We start from the raw sequence: 13,495 nt of genomic DNA on the forward strand, positions 1-13,495 counted from the left end.
AAGCTGACAATTCCGTGCAGAGGGTTTCGGATTTTCAAGAAACGGCGAATACTCAGTGCAAGATTTGAAAGATTTCAACTCAGGAGCTTCCCATGATTTCTCGTCGTGCAATCCTTCGTGGCGCGGTTACCGTGTCCACAGTCGCCGCCCTACCTGCCTTTGCCGGTGGGCATGGCCGCATCGGTAAATTCAAAGGCGCCAGCAACCACAAGACCTCGGGCCGCGCCGAGCTTGTGAAATCAGGTCAGGGCGGCTCGGTCGAGCTCCTTGGTGATTTCAAATTTGATGGCGCGCCTGATCCTAAAGTGGCGCTGGGCAACAATGGCTATGACCCAAAAACACTCATGGGCCCGCTGAAGTCGAACGCAGGCGCCTCGACTTATAAACTACCGAAAGGCGTCAATCCTGACGACTACAACGAGGTCTGGATCTGGTGCGAGAAGTTCAACGTGCCGCTTGGCGTCGCAAAGCTCTGATCACTCGGACACCGCCAACCCGTCCTCGTAAGGGGGTAGGAGGTGTTTCCCCGGGAAGTTCGGCAACATACCAAGCAGCCCTGCGCGGGTCTGCGTCCAGAACGCGCCGAGCGATGTGACGAAAACACCCAACACCAGCGTTGTCAGGACTGGCGCCCATTGGGTGCCGGTCTCGTTGATCGCAGCAGCCAAAAGCAGGCCCATGTAAACGAGACCTGCGGTCAGGAAACTGCGCCGATCAATGATGATCGCCAGAAGTGTGAAAAGCACCAAAACAATGATTGCAAGTCCGGTGCCGACCGGCCCACCCATCTGGTAGTTGGACATAACCAACGTGTTCACCAGTGCGGGGGCTGCAAGGATGTGGAGCCAAAACGCCGACGCAGATTTCCGGCTGACACGATGCGGATCCTGCAGGTCAAACCAAAGCGCACCAAGGAACGCGCAAACCCCGAACACAAGCGTTCCCAGTGCCAAATAAGGCTGACGGCGGAGATCGAAATAGTCGGTAAAGTTCGCATTGCTGGGCGCATTTCCTGGGAACAGTAGATCAATCAAACCGACCACAACGACAATGCCAAAGCCGCCAAGAGCAAACATCGCAAACGGCAGGCGGAAAACGCGGAAATACGCGATCATCCCAGTCATCCCGATAAGGCCAACAGCGACCGTCTTGAGAGGCGTCAAATCGCCATAAGGCCCTATGATCAAAGCAATTACTGTGACGGCAAGGGTGATGGCAAAGGCGATGCATAGCGCGATTGACGGTAAGGACATGCGCCGTTTCTTGGTGAAATACAGCGCAAGCACTACAGACACCGCCATTGCAAAGGCCGGTATCAGAGCAATTTCGCCAAAGATGGCGGACAGCCCTACAAGGCCTGACATCAGCAAGCCCAAACCAACAGTCACAAAAATCTCTGCGAAGCCTTTGAATAACTCGAACGGCTCGTCGTCGCCGATCATGTTGGCGCGATACCCCTGCCGCTGATCGGACAGGATCATCAGTTTGCTGGCTTGCGCCTCGTCCAGAACGCCAGAGGCGACCGCTGCGCGAAGGTCATCGCGGGAAATGCCCTCAGGCATCGATCGTCTCAACAGTCAGGTTGCCATTGGTGTAGACGCAGATATCAGCCGCGATCTTCATCGCGTCCCGCGCAATCGTCTCGGCGTCTTTCTCGGTGTCCATCATGGCGCGGCCAGCCGCCAGCGCGAAATTTCCACCCGAGCCAATCGCGGTCACGTCATGTTCAGGCTCCAGCACGTCGCCCGCTCCTGTGATAACAAACAGGTCCTTGCCGTCGGTCACGATCAGCATGGCCTCCAGATTTTTCAGATATTTGTCAGTGCGCCAGTCCTTCGCCAGCTCTACTGCTGCGCGGGCCAACTGACCCGGAACGGCTTCAAGTTTGGTCTCCAACCGTTCCAATAACGTGAACGCATCGGCGGTAGAGCCTGCGAAGCCAGCAACAACATCCATCCCTCCGGGTGAGAGGCGACGCACCTTGCGTGCAGTACCTTTCATCACGGTTTGACCGACCGAGACTTGTCCGTCGCCCGCGATGACAACCTTGCCGCCCTTGCGAACGCCGATGATGGTGGTGCCGTGCCAGCCGGGGAATTTGTCGTCGGACATGCTGCTCTCCTTTTAACCTTGAGGACATATAGTCATGGAAGGCGAGAGGCGCAAAGAGGCCAAGACATGAAAAAGGCCCCGAACATTTCTGCGCAGGGCCTTCTTCGAATCGATCCGGTGTCGAACTAGTCCAGCGAACGCTCGACTTCTTCGCGGGTGAAGATCTCGATAACATCCTGTGGGCGGATGTCGTCATAGGCTTCAAACGCCATGCCGCACTCTTGGCCGGATTGAACCTCTGGCACTTCGTCTTTGAAGCGCTTGAGCGTTTTCAGCGTACCTTCGTGGATCACGACGTTGTCACGAAGCAGGCGCACACCAGCGGAGCGGCGGGCCACACCTTCGGTGACAATACACCCAGCAACCTTGCCAACGCCGGTGACTTTGAAGACTTCCTTGATTTCGGCGTAACCGATGAAGTTCTCTTTGATCTCTGCGGACAGCAGACCAGATGCAGCTTGTTTCACGTCATCCACAAGGTCGTAGATGACCGAGTAGTAGCGGATTTCCACGCCCTTCTGGTTGGCGGTGTTCCGTGCGGAAGCGTTTGCGCGAACGTTGAAGCCAAACACAGGTGCGCCCGAGGCTTCAGCCAGACCGATATCGCTTTCCGTGATCGCACCAACACCGGAGTGCAGAACGCGAACGCGCACTTCGTCGTTGCCGATCTTCTCCATCGCCTGAACGATCGCTTCGGCGGAGCCTTGCACGTCGGCCTTCACCAAGATTGGCATCTCGGTCAGGTTCTCGTCGTCCTTAGCTTTCGCCATCAACTGCTCAAGGGTGGTTGCGGCACCAGCGGCGGCGCGTTTGTCCTTGGCGGCTTTTTCGCGATACTCAGCGATCTCACGAGCTTGCGCTTCTGTATCGACAACGTTCAACACGTCACCAGCTTCAGGAGTACCATTGAGGCCAAGAACCTCTACAGGCACCGACGGGCCAGCTTCTTTGATGCGGTCGCCCTGGTCGTTGATCAGCGCACGGACCTTACCGTATTGCTCACCCACAACGAAGATGTCGCCTTGGCGCAGAGTACCGTTCTGAACCAGAACGGTTGCTACCGGACCGCGACCCACGTCAAGCTGCGCCTCGATCACAGCGCCAGAAGCGGCGCGATCTGGGTTGGCTTTCAGTTCCAGAATCTCTGACTGAAGCGCGATGGCTTCAAGCAGGGTATCAAGGCCTTGGCCGGTGGTTGCAGAGACCTCGACGTCTTGAACGTCGCCGGACATTTTCTCAACGATCACTTCGTGCTGAAGCAGGTCGGTGCGAACTTTGTCAGGGTTGGCGTCGTGCTTGTCGACTTTGTTGATCGCTACGATCATCGGAACGCTAGCCGCTTTCGCGTGGTGGATCGCTTCGATGGTTTGCGGCATGACCGCGTCATCAGCAGCGACAACCAGCACAACAATGTCCGTTACCTGAGCACCACGGGCACGCATTGACGTAAACGCCGCGTGACCCGGTGTATCAAGGAACGTAAGCTTCGTGCCGTCTTGGTCGACTTGGTAAGCACCGATGTGCTGCGTGATGCCGCCAGCTTCGCCAGCGGTGACGCGGGCGTTGCGGATCGCGTCAAGCAGCGAGGTTTTGCCGTGGTCAACGTGGCCCATGATGGTGATGACAGGAGCACGAGGCTTCAGATCTTTGCTGTCGTCTTCGATCTGGGCGATGACGTCCTCAACATCCGAGTCAGAGACGCGCACAACGTTATGACCGAACTCTTCAATGATCAGTTCTGCGGTATCAGCGTCGATGGACTGCGTCTGCGTGGCCATGATGCCGTTGTTCATCAGGGCTTTCACAACGTCCGAAACACGTTCTGCCATGCGGTTCGCAAGTTCCGAGACTACAATCGCCTCTGGAAGCTGAACATCACGGACAACCTTTTCGCGTTCGACCGAGCCGCCCATAGCTTTCTGGCGCGCCCGTTCTTGCTTACGCTTCATGGCGGCCATGGATTTCTGACGCCCGCCTTCACCGCCACGCAGGGCTTGATTCAGCGTTAGCTTGCCGGAACGGCGACCATCGTCGACGCGTGCTTTGCCACCTTTGTTGTCGCGATCATCACGGTCGCGGCGCACAGGTGTCGGAGCGGCTTTGCCGCCACCGCGAGGGCCGGAAGGCGACACGGCTGGCTCGCCAGGAGCAGCGGCCTCGGGTGCTGCAGCAGGAGCAGCGGCGCGGGTTTTAGCTTCTTCGGCTTCACGCAGCTTGCGTTCATCTTCTTCGGCTTTGGCCTTCAGCGCGTCTTCACGCTCTTTTTCTTCACGCTCTTTGGCTTCAGCCTCGGCGCGACGGCGTTCGCGGTCTTTTGCACGCTCTTCTTCTTCCTGCGCGCGGCGCTCAGTATCGGCTGCTTCTTGCTCTTTGGCAGCCTGAAGCGCCTTCATGCGGCGCTCCATCTCTGCATCGGAGATACCGGCAGGACGTTTGGAAGGGTCACCAACAGAGGGCGATCCTGTAATGGAAGGCTTTGCGCCACCGGGTTTAGGCACCACTACGCGTTTGCGCTTGGTTTCCACCACCACGTTCTTGGTGCGCCCGTGGCTGAAGCTCTGCTTCACATTGCCGGGACGTGCGCCTTTAAGGCCAAGGGGTTTTTTACCGTCACTATCGCTCATGCGTCGTCTTTTCCTTTCGGGCGGGATTTTTTTCCGCCGCTATGTCCGCGGACACCTTTCAGCCTGATGCCCTCAGCTTTGATCTGTCTGCTGAGTCCACCTGCCGTTAAGGCGCCATGTATCACACTTTCCCGACCGAATGCCAAACCCAATTCCTGAGAGGTCAAACAGCCAATAAATACGTCTTTTCCGGGCGGCGAGTGGAGCTTCGATTTGCCCCGTTCCGACCCGTCACTTGCCTGAACCAAAAGCGTCGCACGCTCGTTCTCCAGCAAGCTCTTTACTTTCTCGTAGCCAGTGACCGCCTGCCCCGCCTTACGCGCGAGCGAAATGAGATCAACCAGTCTGCGGGCCAGCAATTTGTCAGTCTGCTCAAACAGACCCTCCGGAACGCTGACCTGTTCCTTGGCGGAACGTGAGAACGCCTTCGTCTTGATTGCCTTTTCCAAGGCATCTTTGTCGGCGCTCACCCAAATGCCGCGACCCGGCAATTTGTTGCGAACGTCCGGAACAGCCTGACCTTCCGGTCCGACCACAAAACGGATCATCAGCGCAGGATCGCGCAACTCTCCCGTAGCGATACAACGTCGCTCCGGGCCGTTTTGCTCTTTTTCTTGACCGCCGCGGCTCATGCCGGGATCCCTGAGGCCTGAAATCAGGCCTCAGCCTCCGCGGTTTCTTCATCACCGTCTTCGGCTTCGGTTTCATCCGATGCCAAATCAGCAGGATCGACCCAACCAAGTTGGATACGGGCCGTCATGACCATTGCCTGAGCTTCTTCAAGCGACACGTCGAAAGGTTCCAGAACTCCGTCGTCTTTGGAGCGTTCACCGTTGACGGTCGTCCAGCCACCGGCCAGCTCCCAGTCAGCGCAGGTTGCGAAGTCTTCCAAAGTCTTCACATCATCCTTCGCCAGTGCTTCCACCATCTGGGGTGTCAGACCTTCAAATTCAATAAGGCTGTCCTGCGCACCCAACTCACGGGCGGTTTCCAATGCCTTCTTGGCTTGGGCTTCCAGATAGTCGCGGGCACGAGCTTGAAGCTCGGAAGCCGTGTCACCGTCAACGCCGTCGATGACCAGCAGTTCATCCACTTCGACATAGGCCACTTCTTCAAGTGAGGTGAAGCCTTCGGATACCAGCAGTTGAGCAAAGAATTCGTCGAGGTCCAGCGTTTCCATGAACAGCTTGGTGCGCACTTCGAATTCTGCCTGACGCCGCGCGGATTCTTCTTCCTCGGTCATGATGTCGATGTCGAGGCCGGTGAGTTGCGACGCAAGACGCACGTTTTGACCACGACGGCCAATTGCCAAGGATAGCTGCTCTTCCGGAACGACAACTTCAATACGTTCGGCTTCTTCGTCCAGAACCACCTTGGTGACTTCAGCAGGCTGAAGCGCGTTCACCAAGAAGGTCGGCTGATCTTCGTTCCAAGGGATGATGTCGATCTTCTCGCCCTGAAGTTCGTTCACAACAGCCTGAACACGGGAGCCACGCATACCAACGCAGGCACCAACAGGATCGATGGAACTGTCATGCGAGATGACTGCAATCTTGGCGCGCGAGCCTGGATCACGGGCAACGGCTTTGATCTCGATGATGCCATCATAGATTTCTGGAACTTCCATCTTGAACAGCTCGGCCATGAACTGAGGATCTGTGCGCGACAGGAAAATCTGCGGACCACGCACTTCGCGGCGCACGTCTTTGATGTAGACGCGGATGCGATCGTTCGGGCGATAGCTTTCGCGGCCGATTTTCTCGTTGCGGCGCAAGATGGCTTCGCCACGACCGATATCGACGATGACGTTGCCGTACTCTTCGCGTTTGACCTGACCGTTGATGATTGTGCCGGCCTTGTCTTTGAATTCTTCGTACTGACGGTCACGCTCGGCTTCGCGCACCTTCTGCAAGATAACTTGCTTGGCGGATTGCGCGGCGATGCGGCCCATCTCAACCGGAGGAACTTCGTCAACGATAGTGTCGCCGATTTTTGGATCGTCGAGATAATCTTTGGCGTCTTCGACGTTCAGCTCGGCGCGGTCGTTTTCGATCTCGTCGTCAGCGACAACCGTGCGCACGCGGGTAAAGGTCGCTTTGCCGGTCTTGCGGTCGATAGAGACGCGGATATCCAGCTCGGCACCGTAGCGCGACTTGGCTGCACGGGCGAGGGATTCTTCCATCGCTTCGACAACCAGTTCCGGGTCGATCATCTTCTCGCGGGCAACGGCCTCTGCGGTTTGCAGAAGCTCAAGTTGGTTGGCTGAAGTAATTGCCATTAGTCGTCTCCTTCACCATCGACGATTTGTTGCACTTCGTCGAATTGGGTTTCGTCAATTTCGCCCGCATCTTTGCGGTTCTTTAGAACGTCTCGGATCAGCTCATCGGTCAGCACGAGCTTGGCATCTGTCAGCCAGTCGAATTTCAGGCCGATCGTGCCTTCTTCGATCGTGATCAGAACCTCGTCGCCTTCGGTGCCGGCCAATTGCCCTTTGAAGCGGCGGCGTCCGTCGATGAGTTCTTCCGTCTCGATTTTCGCCTCATACCCTTCCCACATGTCAAAATCTTTAAGACGCGTTAAAGGGCGGTCGATTCCCGGGCTGGACACCTCAAGGGTGTATTCGCCGGAAATCGGGTCTTCGACATCGAATATCGCAGACAAGGCAGTAGAAATTTTCGCGCAGTCATCAACTTCAATACCGCCTTCAGGCTTTTCGGCCATCACTTGGACGATGTCGGTTTTGCCGGTCAGAAGGCGCATCCGCACGAGTTCGTAGCCCAGACCCTCAATGACGGGTTGGGCAATCTCGGCCAGACGGCGGTCAATGGCGGCTTTGGCGATCAGATCAGACATGTCATCCTTAGAGGCACAAAAAAACGGGCGCGCGGCCCGTCGATGTTTCCCGGTGGAGCGCTGGGGGTGGAGACCAGCGCGCCGCTGTTGAGGGGGATATAGGGGAAGGTAGGTGAGTCTGCAAGTTCTGTTTGAAATCCTTCCGGCAAGGGCCGCAAACCCGTCCAAAATCTGCCCTATTCTGAAATTAACCATTCCTACAGTCAATTTGGAAGGAAACGAAAATGGACTCTAGCAGCTTTGGTCTGATGATCTCTGTCGGTGGCGGCGCATTCTTGTGCGGCGTCGCAATCATGTATGTAGTGATGAACCGCACATGGAAAAAGCGGGATGCTGAACGTGCAGCCGCTGCGGCAACAGCCTAACCAATAAAAAACGCCCCGCCGAGTGGACGGGGCGTTTTTCTAATTTTAGGTAGGATCGCTTACGCGAACCACCAACGCTCCATGAAGCGGGAGCTGTCCATCTGGAACACGTTACCCGTGGTGCCAGAGTTCGCCAGTTTGGTCGAATGCGCATCGACATAGTTCGCATACATCGGAATGACCGTGCCGCCCTCTTTGGACATCAGCATCTGCATCTCGGTATATTGTTCTTTGCGTTTTGCGCTGTCGAGTTCGGCGCGGGCGGAAAGCAGCAGTTCTTGGAAGCGCGCGTTTTCCCAACTGGTGTCATTCCAAGGAACGCCGGATTCGTAGGCGGTCGAGAACATCCAGTCTTCGGTCACGCGACCGGACCAGTAACATGCGCACCAAGGTTTTTTCAGCCACACGTTGGACCAGTAACCATCATCTGGTTCCTGAACAACATTGATATTGATACCACCGGCTTTGGCCGAAGCTTGATACAGCTGAGCAGCATCGACCGCGCCGGAGAACGCAGCATTTGCGGCTGACAGATCGACGCTCAAGCTGTCCATACCCGCCTCTTTTAGGTAGAATTTGGACTTGTCTGGGTCGTAAGAATTCTGCTCCAGATCAGCGGCGTAGTACTGGTTTGCCGGACCGATTGGGTGGTCGTTAGCGACTTTGCCGTGACCCTGCAGGATCTTGTCGACAAGCTCTTCGCGGTTAATGCCATGCTTAAGAGCCTTGCGCACATTCAAATCGCTGAAAGGCGCAGTGCCAGTCAGCATTGGGAATGTGTAGTGCTGGTTCCCTGTCACCTCCATGATGGTCACCATGGGGTTGGCTTTGAGCAGCGCTTCGGTTTTCACGTCCACACGGTTCACTGCATCGACCTGACCAGTCATCAGGGCGTTCATCCGCGCGGATGAATCGTTGATCGCGATAACCTCAACTTCGTCGAAATGCCCTGCGGAATCGCCTTTGTAGTGGTTGGCAAAGCGCTTGCCGACGAAACGTACGCCCGGGTCAAAAGATTCAACCTGATACAGACCGGTGCCAATCCCTTTGGCAATGGCTTCATCGATCTGCCCTGCTGGGAACATAAGGATGTGATAGTCAGACAGCAGGAACGGGAAGTCGGCGTTGCCTGCGGCCAAGGTCAGCTGCACCTCATGATCGTTGACCTTCTTCATCTCGGTGATCGCCGACACGATTGGTTTCGCGGCAGATTTTGCGCCTTCGGCAGTGTGCATTTCCAGCGATGCGATGACGTCATCGGCGCCGAAGGATTTGCCGTTGTGGAAGGTGACGCCTTGGCGAAGCTTGAAGGTCCAGACTTTGGCGTCTGGCGAAGCGTCCCAGCTTTCGGCAAGTTCGCCTTTCAGTTGGCCATCTGCGCCGACTTCGGTCAGGCAGTCGAACACGGCACCGTGTGCGCACATGATCATGTAGCTGTCAGAGTGGGTCCGACCGTCCCAGCTATCTGAAGTGTTCGCGCCAGCGATACCCAAGCGAAGGCGGCCGCCTTTCTTGGCTTGCGCGCGAAGCGGCAAGCCAGTGGCGGACAGAACGCCGGCAGCAACGCCCGTCTTAAGTAGGCTGCGTCTTGAAATTTGTGACATGAGTGTCTCCCAGTTGGTTTAGTTAATAGCGGTTTGCCCGCATTTTTATCGGCCCGTTTAAGGGCGATTCGCATTACATCTTATCAACAGCAGCGTCGCCGATGTTATCAACTCCGCGTTCCTGCAGAAGATTAGTCAGCCAGTCCGGATCCATTTCGGGGACAGAGCTGAGCAACAAGTCTGTATAGGGGTGGTGCGGTGGTTTGAACATTTCCTTCTTAGGGCCCTGTTCAACCACTTCGCCATCTTTCATCACCACCACCTCATCCGCGATAGATCGCACAGTGGCCAGATCGTGAGTGATGAACATATAGCTCAGTCCCAATTCGTCCTGCAATTTGGCCAATAGGCGCAGGATTCCTTCAGCGACCAACTGGTCAAGCGCCGAGGTAACCTCGTCGCAAATGATGAACTTTGGCTCTGCGGCCAACGCGCGGGCAATCCCGATGCGCTGCTTTTGACCGCCGGACAGCTCTGACGGTAAACGGTGGAAATACTCGGACGGCTCCAGTTCGATCTCTGCCAGAAGCTCGTCGACCCTTTTACGTTTCTCGCGGCCTTTCAGGCCCATATAGAACTCAACGGGTCGACCGATAGTTTCACCGATGGTCTTGCGCGGGTTCAGCGCTGTGTCGGCCATCTGGTAGATCATCTGCGCCTGTCGCAGCTGGTCCTTGTTGCGTTGTTTGTAACTTAGCGGAAGCTGCTCGCCGTCGAATTCAATATGCCCAATGCGCGGGGGCAGAAGTCCGGTGATGCAGCGCGCCGCAGTTGATTTGCCGGAGCCGGATTCGCCGACGACCGCCACAGTGCGGCCAGCGTGAATGTCAAAACTGACGTCGTGCAATACATCCACAGTGCCATAGGCTGCGGTCACGTTCCGGATACTTACAACAGGCGTCGCGTTGATGTTGATCGCGGGTTTCGCGGGCCGCTCAAAGCTGCGCACCGCCCACAGCGACTTCGTGTATTCCTCTTGAGGAGCAGATAGCATCGTGCGCGTGTCTGCCTCTTCGACCTCGTCGCCTTTCAAAAGCACTTTGATCTTGTCTGCCATCTGCGCGACGACGGCCAAATCATGGGTGATATATATGGCTGCCGTGTCGAACTGCTCAACAATGTCACGGATCGATGCAAGGACTTCGATCTGGGTCGTAACGTCCAAGGCAGTTGTCGGTTCATCAAAGATGATCAGATCCGGGCGGCACGCCATCGCCATGGCAGTCATCGCGCGTTGAAGCTGTCCACCAGAGACCTGATGCGGGTAGCGGAATCCGATTTCATCCGGATTTGGCAGTCTTAGGCGGCGGTAAAGCTCTATTCCGTCAGCTTCGCTATCTTTGCGGCTGGATACGCCGTGCTGCACGGGCCCTTCAGTGTGCTGATCGATTAGTTTGTGGGCAGGATTGAAGCTCGCCGCGGCGGACTGCGCGACATAGGCAATGCGTTTCCCCAGTAGCTCACGTTTGACTGCGGCCGACGCGTTAACAAGATCGACACCGTCAAATTCAATCGTTCCGCCGCTAATCCGAACCCCGTCACGGGTATAGCCCATCGCTGCCAAGCCAACTGTGGATTTGCCGGCGCCAGACTCTCCGATCATGCCAAGGACTTCACCCTTTTTCAGATCGAGACTGACGCCGTTGATAATCGGGTTCCAGGTTTCGTCGGACCGGCCTTCGATCCTCAGGTCGCGAATTTTCAGCAGCACGTCGCTCATTCTTTCAGCCCCGATGATTTGTGAAGCATCCAGTCGACCACGAAGTTCACGGCAACGGTCAGCAGGGCAATTGCGCCAGCGGCAAGGAGCGGGGTGATCGCCACGTTCGGCGCGAAAGACGCAAAGTTGATGAACTGCGACAGGTCACGCACCATAGTGCCCCAATCAGCTTTGGGGGGTTGAATGCCGACACCCAAGAAGCTCAATGACGCGATTGTCAGGAACACAAAGCAAAAGCGCAGCCCGAATTCCGCAAGCAATGGGGCCAACGCGTTTGGGAGGATTTCCTTGAAGATCAGGTAGCCAAGGCCTTCCCCGCGCAGCTTTGCGGCCTCGATATAATCCATGACGACGATACTTTGACCAACGGCGCGAGACAGGCGGAAAACACGGGTGCTATCGATCACGGCAATGATGAAAATCATGTAGATCGTGACCAACCACGCTTCGCTTCCGGCCCAAGCTGTGGCGATAGTCATAAGTAGCAGTGAAAAGATCAGCGCCGGGATGGCCATCAAGGCATCTACCATACGTGACAGAAGCTGATCCAGCCAGCCGCCAAGCACTGCGGCAAGGAATCCAAGCGTCCCACCCAATAGAAACGCGAGGCAGGTTGTGATGAAGGCAATACCAACGGTATTTTGCGCGCCATAGATCAAGCGGCTCAGAATGTCGCGACCGATTTGATCAGTGCCAAGAGGGTAGTCGGGATTGCCCCCAAGCGCCGGGTCGCCACCTGCAATGATGTTGGCACCAGCTAGGATTTCTTCTTGCCCATGAGGCGCTATGAAACCGGCAAAAATAGATACGATCGCATAAGCGATGATGATCATGATTCCGAAGGCTGCGGTGAGCGGCATGGACCGAAACAGCTTCTTACTGCCTTCCGTTCCAACATTGCGAAAAACGGTTCTGAACACCCATGACGCGGCGGCGAACCCAAGCAATCCCTGAACCGCCCAACGGAAGAAGATCACGCCGGCTTGTGGGACGCTGTCGACCGTCTTTGGTTGGAAGTAGTACCAGATAGAAAGCATAAGCGCGGCTGCGGCAAAAACATACCCGAATGCCACGCTCAGGGGCATGTCGCGGAAGAACGGCTGGTTGCCCGTCGCTTTCTGCGCAACCAGACGGAACGCCCACGCAATCGCGAGAATTGCCAACAGCCCGATGACCATCCAAATAACTGCGTTCATTTTGGGTGCCTCAGGCGCGGATTTGAGATGATCGACAAGACGTCCGCCGTCAGGTTGAGCAGGATGTAGACCGCTGCAAAGATCAGGCAGCAGGCTTGCACAACGGGGATGTCGCGAATTTTGACGCTATCTACAAAAAGCTGCCCGATGCCGGGGTAGACGAAAACAACCTCCACCACCACAACGCCCGTAACCAGATAGGCAAGGTTCAAGGCAACGACTGTGATGATTGGCGCCAGCGCGTTCGGGAGCGCGTGGGTCACGATCACCCGCATCGGGCTCAATCCCTTCAAGCGCGCCATCTCGATATAGGGGGAGGCCAGAAGATTGATGATCGCGGCCCGCGTCATGCGCATCATCTGGGCTGTTACCGCCAAGGTGAGGGTCAGTGCGGGCAGCATTGTTTTGTTCAACCGGTCGCTAAACTCCATTCCGACATAAATGTTCGACAGCGATGGGAAGACCGGATTGAGAACCGCCAGAAACAAGATCAGGATGTAAGCGAGGAAGAACTCAGGGCTGGAAATGGCCGAAAGCGTTGAGACGTTCATTGCTTTGTCAAAGGCCGAGTTGCGAAAAAGCGCGGTCAGGATTCCAAGCGTGACCGCGAGTGGAACAGAAATGGCGGCGCTGACACTTGCCAAGAACAGCGTGTTCTTGAGGCGCGGTATAATCTGGTCCACGACGGTGATCACGTCGCCGCCGGTGCTTGATCCCGCAAAGGATTGAAACAGTGCTTGGGACATTGGAACACCAAGGTCACCTTGAAGCGCACCAAACAGCCAGCTGAAGTAGCGGGCGATCGGGCTTTCATTCAGACCAAGCTGTTCGCGGATGGCTGCGACCGCCTCTGGCGTCGCGCCTTGACCCAGAATGGACTGAGCGAAGTCCCCAGGAAGTGCGTTCACCGCCACGAAAATAATTACTGAAACCGCGAAAAGAGTTACGAGTCCTAGCAGCAACCTTTGAAGGATGATTCTTGTTAGTCCAGCCACAGGCTTTTATGCATCCCAAAATGTCC

Annotated in this window: 12 protein-coding genes; 2 read left to right on the forward strand and 10 right to left on the reverse strand. The window is 56.2% G+C overall.

The genetic code is table 11. The features are described from left to right. The first annotated feature begins 92 nt into the window (after positions 1-92). The gene (locus tag BM352_RS03135) at positions 93-476 is read left to right on the forward strand and encodes a DM13 domain-containing protein (protein ID WP_090212398.1); all 384 of its coding nucleotides are present in this window, start codon (positions 93-95) and stop codon (positions 474-476) included. Here the strand turns inward: BM352_RS03135 and BM352_RS03140 are convergent, their stop codons facing one another. The 6 genes from BM352_RS03140 to rimP form a co-directional block, all read right to left on the reverse strand. Next, complete coding sequence (locus tag BM352_RS03140) at positions 477-1,562, reverse strand: hypothetical protein (protein ID WP_090212400.1); 1,086 nt, start codon at positions 1,560-1,562, stop codon at positions 477-479. Further along, positions 1,555-2,112, reverse strand: coding sequence for an ATP-dependent protease subunit HslV (gene hslV / locus BM352_RS03145; protein ID WP_090212402.1), 558 nt, complete (start codon positions 2,110-2,112; stop codon positions 1,555-1,557). The genes BM352_RS03140 and hslV overlap by 8 nt, the downstream gene beginning before the upstream one ends. A gap of 125 nt (positions 2,113-2,237) precedes the next feature. After that, complete coding sequence (gene infB, locus BM352_RS03150) at positions 2,238-4,736, reverse strand: translation initiation factor IF-2 (protein ID WP_090212405.1); 2,499 nt, start codon at positions 4,734-4,736, stop codon at positions 2,238-2,240. Continuing rightward, a complete protein-coding gene (locus BM352_RS03155) occupies positions 4,733-5,368 on the reverse strand; it encodes an RNA-binding protein (RefSeq protein WP_090212409.1) in 636 nt (211 codons plus the stop codon). Before BM352_RS03155 ends, infB begins: the two co-directional genes overlap by 4 nt. A 23-nt stretch (positions 5,369-5,391) precedes the next feature. Continuing rightward, positions 5,392-7,014: a transcription termination factor NusA gene (nusA, locus tag BM352_RS03160; protein WP_090212412.1), complete on the reverse strand. Its 1,623-nt coding sequence runs from the start codon at positions 7,012-7,014 to the stop codon at positions 5,392-5,394. Next, positions 7,014-7,589, reverse strand: a complete 576-nt coding sequence (rimP, locus tag BM352_RS03165) for a ribosome maturation factor RimP (protein ID WP_090212415.1) — start codon at positions 7,587-7,589, stop codon at positions 7,014-7,016. Before rimP ends, nusA begins: the two co-directional genes overlap by 1 nt. 224 nt (positions 7,590-7,813) lie before the next feature. On the opposite strand from rimP, the gene BM352_RS18895 reads away from it, so the two are divergent. Next, complete coding sequence (locus BM352_RS18895; protein ID WP_175500610.1) at positions 7,814-7,954, forward strand: hypothetical protein; 141 nt, start codon at positions 7,814-7,816, stop codon at positions 7,952-7,954. A 59-nt stretch (positions 7,955-8,013) separates the two neighbouring features. Here BM352_RS18895 and BM352_RS03170 read toward each other — a convergent pair whose 3' ends face one another. The 4 genes from BM352_RS03170 to BM352_RS03185 form a co-directional block, all read right to left on the reverse strand. After that, positions 8,014-9,558 (reverse strand): ABC transporter substrate-binding protein, encoded by a 1,545-nt coding sequence (locus BM352_RS03170; RefSeq protein ID WP_090212418.1) that lies wholly within the window; start codon positions 9,556-9,558, stop codon positions 8,014-8,016. Between the two features lie 73 nt (positions 9,559-9,631). Then, on the reverse strand, positions 9,632-11,278 hold the full coding sequence (locus BM352_RS03175) for an ABC transporter ATP-binding protein (protein ID WP_090212421.1): 1,647 nt from the start codon (positions 11,276-11,278) through the stop codon (positions 9,632-9,634). Then, positions 11,275-12,474 carry an ABC transporter permease gene (locus BM352_RS03180; RefSeq protein ID WP_090212422.1) on the reverse strand — a complete coding sequence of 400 codons (1,200 nt, stop codon included), beginning with the start codon at positions 12,472-12,474 and terminating at the stop codon, positions 11,275-11,277. The genes BM352_RS03175 and BM352_RS03180 overlap by 4 nt, the downstream gene beginning before the upstream one ends. Then, entirely contained in the window at positions 12,471-13,469 is a 999-nt protein-coding gene (locus tag BM352_RS03185) for an ABC transporter permease (RefSeq protein WP_090212423.1), read from the reverse strand. Before BM352_RS03185 ends, BM352_RS03180 begins: the two co-directional genes overlap by 4 nt. Positions 13,470-13,495: the final 26 nt, after the last annotated feature.

The sequence above is a fragment of the Litoreibacter janthinus genome (assembly GCF_900111945.1).
Classification (GTDB): domain Bacteria; phylum Pseudomonadota; class Alphaproteobacteria; order Rhodobacterales; family Rhodobacteraceae; genus Litoreibacter; species Litoreibacter janthinus.